This window comes from Alteromonas sp. NFXS44, from assembly GCF_040148705.1.
Classification (GTDB): domain Bacteria; phylum Pseudomonadota; class Gammaproteobacteria; order Enterobacterales; family Alteromonadaceae; genus Alteromonas.
Window position 1 is genome coordinate 75,521 of the sequence record NZ_JAGDEA010000005.1, and the last position, 15,951, is coordinate 91,471.

Annotated in this window: 17 protein-coding genes; 10 read left to right on the top strand and 7 right to left on the bottom strand. The window is 48.8% G+C overall.

Annotated elements, in window-relative coordinates:
* Positions 1-31 precede the first annotated feature (31 nt).
* The 3 genes from J3369_RS05515 (at position 32) to J3369_RS05525 (ending at position 2,795) form a co-directional block, all read left to right on the top strand.
* A complete protein-coding gene (locus J3369_RS05515; protein ID WP_119500337.1) occupies positions 32-796 on the top strand; it encodes a hypothetical protein in 765 nt (254 codons plus the stop codon).
* A gap of 82 nt (positions 797-878) precedes the next feature.
* Positions 879-1,067, top strand: a complete 189-nt coding sequence (locus J3369_RS05520; RefSeq protein WP_349584749.1) for a hypothetical protein — start codon at positions 879-881, stop codon at positions 1,065-1,067.
* A gap of 240 nt (positions 1,068-1,307) precedes the next feature.
* Positions 1,308-2,795, top strand: coding sequence for a catalase (locus J3369_RS05525; RefSeq protein ID WP_349584752.1), 1,488 nt, complete (start codon positions 1,308-1,310; stop codon positions 2,793-2,795).
* 89 nt (positions 2,796-2,884) lie between these two features.
* Here the strand turns inward: J3369_RS05525 and J3369_RS05530 are convergent, their stop codons facing one another.
* Both J3369_RS05530 and J3369_RS05535 read right to left on the bottom strand, forming a co-directional pair.
* Positions 2,885-5,128, bottom strand: a complete 2,244-nt coding sequence (locus J3369_RS05530; protein ID WP_349584754.1) for a xanthine dehydrogenase family protein molybdopterin-binding subunit — start codon at positions 5,126-5,128, stop codon at positions 2,885-2,887.
* Positions 5,128-5,586, bottom strand: a complete 459-nt coding sequence (locus J3369_RS05535) for a (2Fe-2S)-binding protein (protein WP_349584756.1) — start codon at positions 5,584-5,586, stop codon at positions 5,128-5,130. The genes J3369_RS05530 and J3369_RS05535 overlap by 1 nt, the downstream gene beginning before the upstream one ends.
* Positions 5,587-5,951: 365 nt before the next feature.
* Between J3369_RS05535 and J3369_RS05540 the strand changes: the two genes are divergently transcribed.
* On the top strand, positions 5,952-6,431 hold the full coding sequence (locus J3369_RS05540; RefSeq protein ID WP_349584759.1) for a (R)-mandelonitrile lyase: 480 nt from the start codon (positions 5,952-5,954) through the stop codon (positions 6,429-6,431).
* A gap of 2 nt (positions 6,432-6,433) precedes the next feature.
* Here the strand turns inward: J3369_RS05540 and J3369_RS05545 are convergent, their stop codons facing one another.
* Together J3369_RS05545 and J3369_RS05550 are read right to left on the bottom strand one after the other, a co-directional pair.
* Positions 6,434-7,114 (bottom strand): Fe2+-dependent dioxygenase, encoded by a 681-nt coding sequence (locus J3369_RS05545; RefSeq protein ID WP_349584762.1) that lies wholly within the window; start codon positions 7,112-7,114, stop codon positions 6,434-6,436.
* A 9-nt stretch (positions 7,115-7,123) separates the two neighbouring features.
* Positions 7,124-9,397, bottom strand: coding sequence for a TonB-dependent receptor (locus J3369_RS05550; RefSeq protein WP_349584765.1), 2,274 nt, complete (start codon positions 9,395-9,397; stop codon positions 7,124-7,126).
* A gap of 235 nt (positions 9,398-9,632) precedes the next feature.
* On the opposite strand from J3369_RS05550, the gene J3369_RS05555 reads away from it, so the two are divergent.
* The 4 genes from J3369_RS05555 (at position 9,633) to J3369_RS05570 (ending at position 12,305) form a co-directional block, all read left to right on the top strand.
* Complete coding sequence (locus J3369_RS05555) at positions 9,633-9,869, top strand: hypothetical protein (RefSeq protein WP_349584768.1); 237 nt, start codon at positions 9,633-9,635, stop codon at positions 9,867-9,869.
* A 67-nt stretch (positions 9,870-9,936) separates the two neighbouring features.
* Positions 9,937-10,845, top strand: a complete 909-nt coding sequence (locus tag J3369_RS05560) for a MipA/OmpV family protein (protein ID WP_349584771.1) — start codon at positions 9,937-9,939, stop codon at positions 10,843-10,845.
* Positions 10,846-10,893: 48 nt separating this feature from the next.
* Positions 10,894-11,931 (top strand): sulfotransferase, encoded by a 1,038-nt coding sequence (locus tag J3369_RS05565; protein ID WP_349586184.1) that lies wholly within the window; start codon positions 10,894-10,896, stop codon positions 11,929-11,931.
* A gap of 29 nt (positions 11,932-11,960) precedes the next feature.
* Positions 11,961-12,305 carry a Dabb family protein gene (locus J3369_RS05570; RefSeq protein WP_349584774.1) on the top strand — a complete coding sequence of 115 codons (345 nt, stop codon included), beginning with the start codon at positions 11,961-11,963 and terminating at the stop codon, positions 12,303-12,305.
* Between the two features lie 7 nt (positions 12,306-12,312).
* On the opposite strand, the gene J3369_RS05575 is transcribed toward J3369_RS05570, so the two are convergent.
* Together J3369_RS05575 and J3369_RS05580 are read right to left on the bottom strand one after the other, a co-directional pair.
* Positions 12,313-12,846: a GNAT family N-acetyltransferase gene (locus J3369_RS05575; RefSeq protein WP_349584777.1), complete on the bottom strand. Its 534-nt coding sequence runs from the start codon at positions 12,844-12,846 to the stop codon at positions 12,313-12,315.
* A gap of 70 nt (positions 12,847-12,916) precedes the next feature.
* The gene (locus J3369_RS05580) at positions 12,917-13,819 is read right to left on the bottom strand and encodes an NAD(P)/FAD-dependent oxidoreductase (RefSeq protein WP_349584780.1); all 903 of its coding nucleotides are present in this window, start codon (positions 13,817-13,819) and stop codon (positions 12,917-12,919) included.
* Between the two features lie 116 nt (positions 13,820-13,935).
* On the opposite strand from J3369_RS05580, the gene J3369_RS05585 reads away from it, so the two are divergent.
* Positions 13,936-14,358 carry an RrF2 family transcriptional regulator gene (locus tag J3369_RS05585; protein WP_349584783.1) on the top strand — a complete coding sequence of 141 codons (423 nt, stop codon included), beginning with the start codon at positions 13,936-13,938 and terminating at the stop codon, positions 14,356-14,358.
* Here J3369_RS05585 and J3369_RS05590 read toward each other — a convergent pair.
* The gene (locus J3369_RS05590) at positions 14,355-14,930 is read right to left on the bottom strand and encodes a DUF502 domain-containing protein (protein ID WP_349584786.1); all 576 of its coding nucleotides are present in this window, start codon (positions 14,928-14,930) and stop codon (positions 14,355-14,357) included. The two genes, J3369_RS05585 and J3369_RS05590, sit on opposite strands and share 4 nt — an antisense overlap.
* Positions 14,931-15,123: 193 nt before the next feature.
* Between J3369_RS05590 and J3369_RS05595 the strand changes: the two genes are divergently transcribed.
* Positions 15,124-15,948 carry an inositol monophosphatase family protein gene (locus J3369_RS05595; RefSeq protein ID WP_349584789.1) on the top strand — a complete coding sequence of 275 codons (825 nt, stop codon included), beginning with the start codon at positions 15,124-15,126 and terminating at the stop codon, positions 15,946-15,948.
* Positions 15,949-15,951: the final 3 nt, after the last annotated feature.

Genomic DNA, 15,951 nt, shown 5'->3' on the forward strand with positions numbered 1-15,951 from the left:
CTCAAAAGACATATCAATTCAGGAGGTCATTATGATGAACACGAAGAAAACATTAGCTGCTGTATTTGTTACTGCTACTTTATCCAGTGTTGCCGGTGCCGCTGCTGCCAAACAGGTTGAAACACAGACCGGTGCCATGCAGCCGGTGAAAATGGAAAATCAGCAACAGACCAACGCCCGTGACCGGATGAATAAAGCTGTGATGCAGGCTCAGGACTCCAACACCACAACGCGTCTGGCAGATATGCCGGATACTTGGATAACGCTCACCGGTGAAGTCACTGATGTGGATTCAAAGTTCTTCACGCTGGATTACGGTGACGGCACCATTTTTGTAGAGCTCCATAATACTGACCTGGATGCACAGGCTTATGAAGAGCTTGAAGGGAAGGATGTCATGGTAACCGCACAGCTGGATGATGGTTTATTTACTGACTCCCGAATCGTGGCACAAAGTGTCTTTGTGGACGAGCTGGAAACGACCTTTCTGGCTGACGATGTGGACCAGCACTCTGCAGATATGTATCTGAGCGCGGCAAACTCACTGGACGTGGATGACGAAGAAATGGTGCTGGTGGGTACAGTTCAGTCTATCGGTAAAAAAGCACTGCAGCTAAAAGTAGGCGACTCAACGCTGACTGTCGAGCTGGACGATCTTGATGACATGCCGTTGGATCAGGATGGCAAGCTCACCTTGATTAAGGGCGAGCGGGTCCGCGTTACTGGCGAGATGGAAGAAGAATTCTTCAATACCTTCACCGTTGAGGCCGAAGGCCTGATGAAAATGAAAAGCTAATTTGACGAAACGTAAAGCGCCCGCCCTCCGGCGGGCTTTGTTTTCTGTGAACATTTATTATCACCGCTGAGGAGAAACAATAGTGAATCCCATAGCCAATATGTCCGGACTGAAAACGGCAATAGCCAATGGTGAAGAAGAGAGAGTAAAGCAACTGCTGACGGGACAAACGCTGGACGAGTTGCAGAAAAGCTATCTGATAGATCTTGCAGACCTAGCCGGTAATGAGTCAATTAAAACATTGCTTCAGGACGCACCTGAAAAGCCTTGAGCGATTACTTAACTTGTTATCTTTATCGGGCCAGCTATCCCCTGGGATAGCTGGCTTTTTAGATCCCGATTAAACTTCGCGTTTCTAATCTTTAAAATCAATTTAAACAATCAATTTACTTCGTTTTATTCAAAAATAGTAATCGACCATAATCTTCTCAACGGACAGAAACAGTCTCTACCCGAGCACTTAAATAAAAATCTGTCCATCACAATAGTGTCAGTTCAGAAGGATAATATTATGAGTCAGTGTCCATTTTCGGGTAAGAACCCTCAATCAGTTACGTTAACCTCGGCTAACGGTGCGCCGGTTGCGAATGATAATCAAAGTCGCACTGCGGGTCGTCGCGGGCCGGTGACTTTCGACAATCACTACCTGTTTGAGAAGCTGGCTCACTTTAACCGCGAGCGTATTCCCGAGCGTGTTGTCCATGCCAGAGGCAGTGCGGCTTACGGCACCTTCACGCTGACCAACAGCCTGTCGGATTATACGATAGCTGATTTCCTGCAGCAGGAAGGTCAGCAAACACGGGTATTTCTGCGCTTTTCGACAGTAGGCGGCGGTCAGGATTCAAGTGATTATGCCCGTGATCCCCGTGGCTTTGCTGTGAAGTTTTACACTGAGCAGGGAAACTGGGATATGGTGGGCAATAACACGCCGGTATTCTTCTTACGGGACGGGATTAAATTCCCCGACTTCATCCACAGTCAAAAGAAGAATCCGCGGACTAATCTGCCTGATCCGCAGTCGGTTTACGAATTCTGGGCGAATAACCCGCAATCGTTGCACCAGTCCACCATTTTGATGTCTGACCGCGGGATCCCGTTATCATACCGCCATGTGAACGGATACAGCTCTCACACTTTGAGTTTATGGAACAGTAAAGGTGAGCGTTACTGGGTGAAATGGCACTTCAAAACTAATCAGGGGATTAAAACGCTGACCAGTGAAGAAGCTGCACAAATGCCGGCCTTCGGCGCACAGCAGGACCTGGTTGCCAGCATCGATAAAGGTGACTATCCATCCTGGACGGTGAAGATACAGATCATGACGGAAGAGGAAGCCCGCAGATACCACATAAATCCTTTTGATTTAACGAAAGTATGGCCGCACAAAGACTTCCCGTTAAAGGAAATCGGGCAGCTTGAGCTGAACCGTAATGTTGATAACTACTTTGCAGAAACGGAGCAGGCGGCGTTTGCACCGAATAATTTAGTACCGGGGATTGGTGTATCGCCGGACAGAATGTTACAGGCGCGCTTGCTGGCTTATCAGGATGCACACCGTTACCGTGTGGGCGCGAATGTGAATCAGATCCCTGTAAATGCGCCAAAATGCCCTGTGCACAACTACCAGCGTGACGGTGCTTTTGCCGGTATTAACCCTGCACTGGCGAGCAGTGGTGCTAACTTCTATCCGAACAACCGCGCTATGGCCGGTGAGCCGGCAGAAGCTGTGCAATATGCAGAGCCACCCATGCCGCTGGAGCAGGATGCATGGCTGGACATTTACGATACGCAGGATGATGATAACTTTTCTCAGGCCGGCGAGCTGTACCGCATCATGAACGAATCGCAAAAGCAGCAACTGGTACGCAATATTGCAGATGGTTTAAGCCAGGCAACTGCTGAAGTGCAGGAAGCCATGTTTGCACAATACGATGCCGCCGGTGAAGACTACGGCCGCAGAGTAAAAGAAGCTGTGATGGCAAGACTGACTGGCGGCTAAACGCCGGTAAGAAAAAGAAGGGGCCGGTGAGGTAAGTCACCGGCCCTTTTTATTTAAGCGTTGCAGCTATATTTGCAACCGTAAAACGACTAAGCCAGCACCTTAGCGCCCAGCGGTAACCTGCGAACCACTTTACCGGTTATGCTGCTGATGGCATTTAAGATAGCCGGAACGGCAGGCGGTACGCCGGGCTCCCCGATCCCTGATGGCGGCTTCACGGAGTCTACCGTAAACACTTCCACCGCAGGTGCTTCATTGATACGAAGAACCGGATAATTGTGGAAATTGCTCTGTGTTACCACACCGTCTTTCAAGGTGATTTCCTGTTTCAGGAATGACATGGCAAACCCGATCCCGCCCTCTACCTGTGTCGCCACATTGACCGGGTTAATTACCTGGCCGCAGTCCACAGCGCAGTACACCTTGTCTACTTTGTAGGTGTTGTCTGCGCGCACTGTGACTTCCGCCACCTGGGCAACGATGGTGTTAAACGACTGACGTATGGCAATACCCCGTGCACGCCTTTCGCCCTCTTGGCCTTGCGGAAGTGGCGTATTCCAGCCGGATTTTTCAGCAACGAGATCCAGCACGTTTAAAAATTCAGGCGCATCAGCCAGTAATTTACGTCTGAACTGGTAAGGGTCCTGTCCGGTTTTAGCGGCAATTTCATCAATTAGCACTTCACCGACAAAGGCCGAGTGCGTATGACCTACAGAGCGTAACCACGAAACAGGTACATCACCCTTAACCAGGTGCTGTTCTACCAGCATGTTTTTAATGGCGTAGGGCAGGCCGTGAGCACCTTCCATCAGCGTATGGTCAACCTGCGTGGCCGGCATGGGGAAGAAACTTTGCCCCACAACACGCCAGCGCCAGGAAGCCACACTGCCATCGGCGTTAATCATGATTTTGTTGTTGTGTACTGTCATCGGGCGATACTGCATGCCCCCCATGTCTTCTTCCCGCAGCCACACCATTTTGATTGGCACGTTTATGCCCTGAGCACGGGCAACTTTAGCAATACGGGTTGCTTCTATTACAAAATCGCAGCCCGGGCCGGCACGGCGGCCGAAACTGCCACCGGCGTAAAGCTGAGTGATCTGCACTTTTTCAACCGGCAAACCGGTTTCTCTGGCGATGGCTGCCTGGTCTGCGGTATGCCATTGTTCGCCATTCCACATATGACAGCTGTCTTCCTGAAGGTGAATCAATGCGTTCATCGGCTCCATTGCTGCGTGAGCCAGGTAAGGCAATTCAAACACCGCATCGATTTCATAACCGCCTTCAGGCACTTCAGCTAATTGCGGGCCGGTGTTTGCTACTTCAAGCCCGGGCGTCGCGGCCAGTTGTCTGTATTCTTCAAACAGGGCTGCGGTACCGGCGTGTGAACCGGTATTCCCGTCCCATTGAATATTCAGCGCATCACGGCCTTTCTTCGCAACCCATGTGTTTTTGGCAAGCACAGCTACGCCGCCCTGAATCACGTTGTCACCGGGGATTTCCAGTACAGCAACGACGCCAGGCACCGCCATGGCAGGCGCCTTATCCACGCTCGCCACTTTAGCGAATTTTCGTGGCGGGTGGGCAATGACGGCTACCAGCATATCCGGTAGTTTGATATCCTGAGTATATACCGCTTTGCCGTTTACTTTTTCCGGCACGTCGACACGGCGCATGCCTTCCGCTTTTCCAATGCGCTGATACTCTGCCGGTTTTTTAAACGTAAGTGTTCTTGCATCAGGCACCGGTAACTCTGCAGCGGCATCGATAAAGGCACCGTAACCGGTACGCTTATTCGTTGCTTTGTGAATAACGATACCGTCTTCCACAACCAGTTCTTTAAACGGGACTTTCCACTCCAGGGCAGCCGCCTGAAGTAACATATGACGTGCCGATGCTGCTGCGGTTCGCATTACATTCCATGCACCGGCCATAGCAGTACTGCCGCCGGTGCCCTGCACGTTAAAACCTACCGCCGCCAGTGCCGGGTTGCCGTATTTTTCTAAATCGGCAGGGGAGCCTGTTACCTGCAGTTGCTCCGGTGTAATGTGTAATTCTTCTGCCGCCAGCGTGGCAAGGCCGGTAAAAGTACCCTGGCCCATTTCTATGTAGCTGGAAATAATCGTAACAAAGCCGTTTTTATCGATTTGAATAAACGCGTTGGGCATAAAGACATCAGAACCGGCGTTTTCTGCTGCCAGTGCAATCTGGCCTTTAAAGTTTACTGCCAGTGTCAGTGCGCCCATTCCGGCCAGAAACTGTCTGCGGGTAATAGCAACACCGTGTTGCGCTGTTTCAGGTTGTTGCTGATGTTGAGGAGGGTTAATGATCATTATTTCAGCTCCCTTGCCGCACGGTGAATAGCGCTGCGGATCCGTGGATAGGCTGCGCAACGACAAATGTTTCCGCTCATGGCGGCATCAATATCATCATCATCAGGCGCAGGTTTCTCTTTCAGTAACGCGACCGCAGACATGATTTGACCAGACTGGCAATAACCACATTGTGGCGCCTGCTCCTCTATCCAGGCAGCCTGAACAACTGCACCGATCCTGTCGGTTTCAGCGGCTTCAATGGTGGCGACAGCGGCTCCTTCCAAAGCCAGCATCGGAGTGACGCAGGATCTGACCGGCTTGCCATTTACGTGCACGGTACATGCACCGCACTGGGCCATACCGCACCCGAACTTTGTGCCGGTAAGCGCGATTTCATCTCGTAAATACCACAACAGTGGCATTTGCTGGTCTCCGTCAAAGGTTTCGGGACGACCGTTTACGGTAAGCTTAATCATGATATTTCCCTTGAAGCTGGCCTGTTCAGATTACGGGTTTCAAAATGTTTGTATGCAGGGGGAAAGCGATTCTTTGTGGTGGCAGCATATGCATTGCGCTAATGCGTAATATGAATCTTTAGATCCCTGACTGTAAAAGATAGCGCTAATTTGCAGAGAAGCGATAGTCTGATCCTGTGAAAGTATTGCCTGATCCTCCGGGGGCTTTTTAATGGTATATCCCGGGGATATACGGCCCCTTTCAATCTACTGTAACCCATCTATTTATTAAAAAGATTCATAGGTGCTATGCACAACTTTTGAAAAACTTTGGCGGTGGTTTGGCGTAATCTGAATAACCTTTCCAACATCAGGAACTCAGTTTTATGCATACTTTTGCAACGTCATTCAGTGTGGTCTGTTTACTTGCTATTTCTTCATTGTCTTCGGCGCAATCTCTTGAAGTCACGCAAAACGGTGAACAGCAGGCAATCACCGGCTCAGACAAGTTCTTCACCGGTACCAGCATCGTGAATCCGTATTTCAGTAACAAAGAAGCCGGTGTTTCCGGTGCCAGTGTCACTTTTGCGCCAGGTTCACGCTCGGCCTGGCACACCCATCCCAAAGGACAACATCTCGTTATTACTGAAGGTACGGGATACGTTCAGGAATGGGGTAAAGAAAAGCAAACCATTAAGCCCGGCGATGTGGTGTGGACCCCGCCCGGTGTTAAACACTGGCACGGTGCTGCGGAGCATTCCATGATGTCACATATCGCCATTCAGCAATTCGGTGATGGTAAAAATGTGGTGTGGATGGAAAAGGTCAGTGATGAGGAGTATCTGCAAACACCGGTTTCCCGATAGATTCAGAACACGGCGTTTTTGCGGATCAGGTTGTGATAAACGTGGTGCAGGCTGTCCAGTTGCTCACGTGATACGGTGTCGTTCACGCTGAGCTTTTGAATGTTCTGATCCAGTTCAAAGAGGATTTCCCGCATCGGGGTGTCCGGAACCAGACTTTGCATCCAGGTGATAGCGGCCAGTCTCACACCGGAAGTGACCGGTGTTACCATGTGTAAGCTGCCGGACGGATAGGTGACAGCATCACCGGCACGGGGTTTTACTTTTTTTTCGCCAAACTCAGTTTTTATGAGCAGTTCACCGCCTTCATATTCGCCCGGTTCTGACAGAAACAGTGTCATCGACATATCTGAACGCATTACATCCGGCGAGCGGGGCATGCGCATTACAGCGGCATCAACATGTAAACCGTAGGCTTCTCCCTGCCCGTAGCGGTTAAAGCAGGGGGGGAAAATTTTTTGAGGTAACACGGCAGACACCAGTTTCGGGTGCTCGCCATATCTGGCCAGCAACTGATTGGCTAACTGCCGTACCGTATCATTTTCCGGATCAGCCTGGGCATTGTCTTTTACTGCTGCAGACATGCCCATCGCTGAGCCTTTCCCATCCAGCCATGGCACCTGACTGAGGTGCTGACGAAAAGTCTGCACTTCATCTTTAGACAGCAATTGCTCAATCAGGACCATGAAATTTCCTTAAAACTGGTAGGTTAATGTGGCGCGCAGTGACTGACGGTCACCGATGTACATAAACTTCGGTGCACGGTATGTAGAGGTATAATACTCTTTATCAAACACGTTACCAAAGTTCAGACGTACGGTAATATCGTCAGTAAAGTTATAGAGAGCAAACAGATTCACCAGGTTGTAAGACGGCACAACCGGACCGGAAGAACCTGTGTCAGGCTGACCACCTGTCATCTTATCTTTATAAGTGAAGTCACCACCGAAAGCGAAGTCTTCAGTTAACTGATAACGGGCCTGAGCATAAAAACTCTTATTGGCAAACAGAGCCAGTGGCAGGCCAACACTGTCAGGACTGGATACCGACTCCAGGATTTCTGAATCCATAATGGCACCACTGATTTGAATGCTCAGTGCCTCTGTTAACTGACCATTCACCGCGACTTCAACCCCGGTCACTTCATGTTTACCGGTATTAAGAGAACCGGTAACTTCGTAACTATTGCCGGCACCTTCCATGACATCGTCTTTAGTCAGTTTGAAAGCGGCGAGCTGAACAAACAGCGATTCGTCGTTCAGGGACATTTTCGTACCGATTTCCAGGTTTTCTACGGTTTCCGGATCAGCTGAGGCGTTGCCGTCTGAATCAGTACACACGCCACCGTATCCGCAGTTTCCGCCAACATCAGATTCGCCGCCGTTAATATTCGATGCGGTGCCGTATGAAGCATAAAGATTCACATCATCCATGGCCTCATAGACCAGACCGAAGTGGCCGTTAACCAGCGTATCTGAATAAGCAAAGTCTGCTGCACCACTGCGGCCAACCGTGCCGTTGCTGTAATCGTAAGAATCGAAACGGATGCCGGCAAATACCATCAGTTCTTTGGTTACCTGCATGGTATCCATTAATGACAATGCCAATACTTCATACTTGTAATCCGCTGTATAGTCGCCTTCATAGGCGGCAGAACGGTCGATGACACTGTTCAGTCCGGCTGGAGCATTACCGCTGGCGTCCAGTCCACAGAAGGTTTCACTGACGCCGCCGCGGCCTGATGCCCAGCAGTTTGTTGTGGCTGCTGAACCGGTATCCGCATAGCGGCCGTTCAACACGGAGTAATCTGCATATTCAGCGCTGATCAAAAATTTGTGTTCTACAGAGCCGGTATCGAGATTGGCGAACAGATTCAGTTGGGTTGCGAAATGTTCTACATCCTGCCAGTTGGAATGTGTTCCGAAGGTGAAGGTCGTGTAACCATTGGTACCGTTTGTGGCGTCCTCTTCTGTGGCGTAACCTGTGGTACCGCCGGCGCTGGTAGCCAGATAACCGTTATCCGTTTTACCGTAGCGGGTAATGCTGTAAATTTTCCAGTCATCATTCAGTTCATATTCAACCCGTAAGGTGCCGGATGTCGCTTCTGAGGTAAGAAAGTCGCCGTTTTGCGCGTATACCGGAATATCTTCGATGATGACATCGTTTACGGCAGTGGAGCCCAGATCCGGTACGTCTTCAGCTTTGAGATAATAGAAGTCCGCCCATACCTTGAGATCTGTAAGGTTATCGTACAGCCCTGAAATCAGCGCACCTTGTCTTTCACGCTCAGCACCGTCACGTTTAGGCGCATCTTCCGTGGCTTTCATGATATTCACACGGGTAGCGAAGTTTTCGGTTAGCGGCGTGTTCACGTCCACCGTGCCGCGCAGATAGTTGTCAGTGCCTGCACCTACATCCACACGGCCGAAGTCGTAATCGAGAGAGGCTTTTTTGGTAATGCTGTTAATGGCACCGCCTGATGAGCCGCGACCGGCAAACGTTGAGCTGGGTCCCTTGGTGATTTCAATTTGCTCAACAGAGAAACTCTCGCGGGTATTCATACCGGGGTCGCGTAAGCCGTCAACAAATACGTCTGAACGGGCTTCATGTCCGCGGATAATATAGCGGTCGCCGAAAGCGTTACCGTTTTCGCCGGTACCCAGAGTCACACCAGCCTGAGTTGACAAGACTTCTTTAAGATCTGAACGGCCGGATTCTTCAATCTGGTCTTTTGTCAGTACTGTGATGGTGGCGGGAGTGTCTATCAGGTCGGCCAGACGGCGGGCGTCACCTGAGCGTTTTACATTGTAAATCGAGTTGCGGACACCATGGATTTTGATCAGTTCGACCGCTTGTTGCTCTTTTTCAGCTGCGGTTTTCTCTGTTTTTGCTTCCTCTGCATGTGCTGCAGACACTGAAATTGCCAGCGCGGTTAATAAAGCGCCTGAGCCCAACTTATCGTATACCATGGGTGTTCCTTGAATAATATTAGTTTATTGAGATGTGCGTTTGGAGTGGGAATGTAAATGATAATAGTTATCATGTAAAGTTATAGGCTTTATAATTTTTCATTATTAGTAAATATTTCTTCCAGTAAGGGTTGTTGCCTGTCGTCACATAAGCCGTATGTGATGCGAATGAAAAAGGCTGTGATATAGTGTTTTAAAAGGTGATGAAAACACTGTCTTTACGGAGAAAAAATTAGTGACAAACCTTCATCAGCAGGCGCTGGACAAAGCCTTTCATGGAAACTGGGACGGCGCACACGCGATTGTAGAAAAAGAAAATGATGCATTGTCATGTTTAATTCACGGTTATCTGCACCGGGTGGAAGGCGATAAATTCAATGCCCGCTACTGGTACACCCGTGCCGGTGAGACAATGCCGTCAAACAGTCTGGATGACGAGTTTGTCCGCATATCCGAAATGGTAAACAGATGATTCACGCCGGTATCAGCTTCGGCTCAGGCACTCACAATTATGTCACTGACAACACAAGGGATTTGAATTGAGCTCATCATCGTTTTTCATTCCGGCGCTGCTTCTTGTGATGCCTGCCTTTTACACCCTTGCGGACGAAGATACTACCGCTGCTGGCGACTCACCTAACCGCAACCTGACCGGTTTTGAGTCGCTTGATGAAAAGCAGCCATTGTGGGAAGTGGGTATTGGCGGCGGCATGATAGAAGTACCGAATTACCCCGCATCCAAAGAGCGAAATTTTGTGGGACTTGCTGCACCTTACGCCATTTATCGCGGAGATATTTTTCGCATCGGCGGTGACGGCGGGGCACGAGCTGTATTTCTGGAAAATGAAAGACTCGAACTGGACATGAGTTTCAGTGGCGCGTTCTCTGCCGACAGCGACGACAATACGGCGCGGGAAGGTATGCCTGAGCTGGATTATATGTTCGAGGCCGGTCCGCAGCTTATTTACAAAATACGGGATTTTTCATTCCAACGTGGTGGAAATGGCAGGCTCACCGGCAGAGTGCAGGCAAGGGCTGTGTTTTCAACGGATCTTGGTGACTTACATACCAGAGGTTATGTTTTTGAGCCGACTTTACGGTATCAGCAGCGCGGCGTTTTTTTCGACAGTACCGGACTGAGTCTGGCATTCAGAATGACCTGGGCGACAGAAAAATTGCATGATTACTTTTATCAGGTAGATGAGGCTTATGTTACATCGACACGCCGCCAATTTAATGCCAAAGGTGGTTATCTGGGATCAGAAGTGTCGCTGGGATTGTCTTTTCCTGTTATGAATAAAGTTCGCGGGTTTCTGGGCACATCTTTGCAATTTAATCAGGGGGCAGCCAATGAAGACAGCCCGCTGTATGAAAAAGATGTGACTTACAGTATAGGTGTTGGTTTTGTCTGGCGGGCCTGGGAGAGCGAGGCGAGATCCAACTGGTGAGTTTACGCATATTAACCTGTTCAGAATAATAAGCAGGACAACCCATTGATGTTAGAAAATGTGAAAGCGCTTAAACGTTATGTGTTAAGTGCGCCCGACAGGGTAAACGCATTGCGGGTGAATACCGCTGAAACTGTTGTCATTAACGGTTTCTGGCGTAGTGGTACTACGTGGTTACAGGAATTGGTCGCGGAAGGTTTGAGTGCCAAACGGGTGTTTGAACCTTTGCAGGCCAGGTGCGGATATATTCAGAAAGCCGTGCAGGGCATCGCACTGCCTGAACAGGGTTATGCTTACATTAACGGTTTTATGCCTTATGCGACAGCGGCACATCCGCCGTCTCCGGCTATGAAAGCGCTTTTGCATCAGGCGCAAAAAGGCGTACTGACCAATCCGTTTGTGTTGCGTGATCAGGCACTACTCGACCCGGGCAGGGCTTTTAAAAACCGGGTTGTAGTGAAGTATGTGAAAGGGGCATTAAGCCTGAAATATCTGAAAGATACTTATCAGTGTCCGGTCATTCATATTTACCGCGACCCCCGTGCGGTGATTTCTTCCATCAAAGCGAGAAAAAACTGGGCTGAAGGTGCGTTTGAAAACTTTTCTCTGACCAACCATTTGCTCAATGTGAATGATGGCAGGGCTGATTACTTCAGCCGGTTCAGTGATGACATCCGTGCTATCGATAAAGCCGGAGATTTCGAGCGACTTACCGGCTATTATTTTCTTACCGAGAAATTTATCGAAGACAGCTTCGGCGGTAACTCTCTTCATTACGTGCGGTTTGAAGAACTGGCCAGAAATCCTGATTTGGAATTCCAGAAGATTGCCGGATACCTGAATTGCGCTGATATTAAAGTACCGGACTTCAAAAAGCCGTCTTCAACAGCTTACGTGCCTGATTCGACAAAGAAAATGGAGACCAGTAAAGTGACTTCCGGCTGGGCCGGTAAGCTTGGAGAGGCACAGTTAAAGACGATAGAAGATATTGCAGCAAGGTTTGCTATGACCCCGCGTTTAACCGGTCTGGCAGATGAAGATTCCACGTCAGAACAATCAACCAGAGAGTATGCTGAGTCAAAATGAAAATACGAATTTTACTATGGTGTTTATTTATGTGCGCAACCTTTAACGCTAATGCAGATACGGAGTCACAATCCGTCAGACATATTGTTGTATTTAAATATACCAGTGATGCGAGTGCTGCGGATATTGATAAAGTCACCCGCGCGTTTGCTGAGCTTGAGCATAAAATCCCGGGTATTGAATCATTTGAGCACGGGGTGAATAACAGTCCGGAGGCGCTTAATAAAGGCTTTACGCATATTTATCAGCTCACTTTTACTGATGAAGCGGCACGGGATAATTATCTGCCTCACCCGGAACACAAGAAGTTCGGTGAGTTACTCGCTGAACTCGGCATTCTGGATGACGTCTTTGTGGTGGATTACGCGAAGTGAATTCTGTTCAGGCCGCCGGATGGCGGCCTGAAATAAACTGACTTCTGTTCAGTTTTACAAAGGTCCATACATCACTTTCTTCAATGAGAAAACGGCCTTCCGCCGGCAAATCCTCTTTGTCCCCGTCGTCAGTAAAGCCTAGTTTTGCGAGTATCTTTCCGGAAGGCGCACTACCCTTTTTCAGATAATGCGATACCAGTCTGTTCATTCCGAGTATTCCGAAAGCCAGTTCACACATACTTTCTGCCGCTTTTGTTCCAAGGCCTTTTCCCCAGAAATCCACTCCCAGCCAGTAAGAAAGTTCTGCTTCCCGCTTGTGCCAGTCCATTTTCTTCAAAATACAGCATCCTGCCGTTTCAGAGCCCATCGTAATGACGAAATGCATCTCCTGAGGAGGGATTGATTTTCCGGCAGCAATCCATTTCAGGACGTCCTGCTCACTACAATTTTCCGGTACGCCACTTGTCCTGGGTATTCGCGCATCTTTTGCGATTTCAAGTAGCGCGGGAATGTGATCTGGCTGAGCTAATGTTAATTTCACTATTAATACTTCTGAAATACCGGAGATAGCGTTATGTTATCAAAGCTTCTTCAGAACACCATTCATAAACTCAGGTCTGGTCAAATATCAACGATTTATGCGCACCGATACCTGCAAATGTTCCGGATGCAACAGCAAGTGTTCCACTCTGCATCGGGTTAGATAAATCGCCGGCTACGAAAACGCCTTTAACGGAACTCTCTTTAAAAGCATCAACACAAACAACTTTGCCTGCCGGTGAATCGGTAAGGGCCAGGTTTAGCTGTTTCAGAAAGGGAGCATGCACTTCTATTTGCGGAGAGACATACAAACCGCCCAGAGGAATAATTCTCCCCCCTGCGAGGGTGACAGAGTCCATTTTCGCATCATTACCATTCACTGCAACGACAGGTGTATCCTCTATACGCACTTTCCGGGATTCTAAAAGTGACAGAAGATCACCTTCAGGCGTATACATGCCCTGAGTGAATAATGTTGTATTGCCCCAGTCCGGGAGCATTGCCGCCTGGTGGAGAGACATGTCTGATGTGGCCAGTACACCAAGCTCAGTATTGCGAATTTCGTATCCGTGACAATAGGGGCAATGGACAACATTTTTACCCCAGTATTTTTTGATTCCCGGTAGTTCAGGCAATTTGTCTGCGATGCCGCAAGCTAGTATCAGCCTTCTGCCGGTTGCTTCAATATCCTGCCTGGTTCTGACTTTAAACACACTTTGCAGCTTTTCCGTCGTTGTTACAGCGTCCTGCCATAACGTGAAGGTCGGATAAGCAAATAGTTGCTCTAATGCCGTTTTACGGATTTCATCCGGTGTTTTGCCGTCCAGACAGAATACGCCGTGAGATGCGGATGCAAACCGGTTTCTTGGTAGATTTGAATCGATTACCAGCACATTGCGTTGAGCACGGACCAGTTGCATGGCTGCCGATAAACCGGCGAAACTGCCTCCGATAATGATGACGTCATAGTTCATAATGTCGCTCCGGTAGATTAATGTAACTTATGATGTTACAAATTTAAGTTAGCATGAATCATGTAACATTAAAAGTTTCATGTTATGCTCAACTAATCGAAATTAGAGAATGTGAAATGAGAAAAGACAGCCGCCTTTCGCGGGTGCTGCATGTTCTGGTTCATCTGGACGTGCACGAACAACCCGTAACGTCAGAAACTATTGCTAAAATGCTTACTACAAACCCTGTGGTGGTCAGGAGAACGATGGCGCTTTTAAGAGAGTGCGGGTACGTTGCAGCAGTAAAAGGACATAAGGGGGGATGGTCGCTTTCATGTTCCCTGTCAGATATTACATTGCTTGATATTCACCGTGCTCTTGGTGAAAGAAGTGTATTTACTATAGGACTCACTGATGAGCACAATAATTGTTTAATTGAGCATGCGGTAAATCGCGCACTCGACGGTGCGATGAAAGATGCTGAAGCACTTTTGCTCCAGCGGTTTGGAGAGGTAACGCTGGCAGATCTCAGCAGAGATTTTGAGAACAACTATGGCTAATTGTCTTTTTCAATCGAATTACCCCCGGTCACCGCTATGCGCATGGCGGTTTCCACATCGATATCCAGCGGCGTAACTTTTTCTCTCGGTAAGTACAGCGTGTAACCACCAATCTGATAGCTCATGGGTAAATACACGGCTACTTTGTCTTCATCAGGAAATAACTTATTGGCCACCTTATCGCTGGTCATAAAGCCAATTAACTTAATACCACCTTCCATTTCTACCGAAACCGCTTTTCTGCTGTCTTCGTCAGGCTTTACTTCAAACAGTTCTACTGCATCCTGCACGGCACCGAACAATGTTTTTACTACCGGTACGCGGGCAAAAATACGTTCACCTAACAAAATAACCCAGTTGAACAGATAGGCATTAATTAAAATGCCGACGGCAGTCAGGGCGAGAATGACTGTAACGACGCCCAGGCCAGGGAAGTAGTAATCTTCAGGAAGAAAGGGCGATAACAATGCTTCCGTTGTACTGACCAGCCAGACAAGAAAATAGATAGTAATGGCAAATGGCAGTATGGTGATCAGCCCTTTAACCGGTAATAAGATCAATTTATTCAGCATTGTAACCCTTTTGGAAAATTAGCGGTGTAGTGTAGACCAGCATGGGTGCTCAGAACAGAGCTGCCGGTGTTGAAATCAGCCCCGGTTGTCCGGTTTGATGATTCATGTCTGGCACGTTTTGCTCACCATGGCATTATGAACATATACGGGACTAACCCCAATTCTATCTTCGTCATATCACTCAGGGATCAAAATGATAGATAAAGAACAGTTACACCAGCTTGCCAGTATCTGCAAAGAAGCCTCTGACGCTGAAATCATGCCCCGTTTCAGACAACTACAAAACGGGCAGATCGAAGAAAAGCTAAGTCACCACGATCTCGTGACCGTAGCAGATAAGGCGACTGAAACCTTCATTCTTCAGCGACTCCGTGAACTGTTTCCTGACGCGTTGCTGATTGGTGAGGAAAGTATGTATGAAGATCCGGCAGCATTAGAACGGTTCGGTGATGCACCTCTCAGTTTTGTTCTCGACCCCATCGACGGGACCTGGCATTACGCCAACGGTTCGGTGAACTTCGGCGTGATGCTGGGTATCGCCAGTCATGGCGAAATGACCGCTGCCATTATATTTGAGCCAGTGACCGGAGACTATTTATGGGCTGTCAAAGGGCAGGGGGCTTTTCAGCGCATAAACGGTTCAGACGTTCCGTTAACCGCTAATCGTCACGGTACACTGCCACTCACGGATACCATGGGATGTTACTCTTTCGGCGTCACAAAGGAGGAAGAGCGGGAACAAGCAGTAAAAGCCGTAATGAAAATGGGGCGGGTGATGGATTACCGCTGTGCGGCAGCAGAATATCGTTTGCTCAACACCGGCGCCGTCTCTTTCGTGTTATTCCAGAATAAACTCAACTTGTGGGATCACGGCGCCGGATTACTCATTACCAAAGAAGCCGGTGCAGTAGCGAGAATGATTGACGGCAGCGAGTACACACCGCAAATTACCGGCAAATTGCTGGTGGCGGAAAGCGAAGCCCGATGGCAGGAAGTGGCGGGGTTGTTTGTTATGTAATGA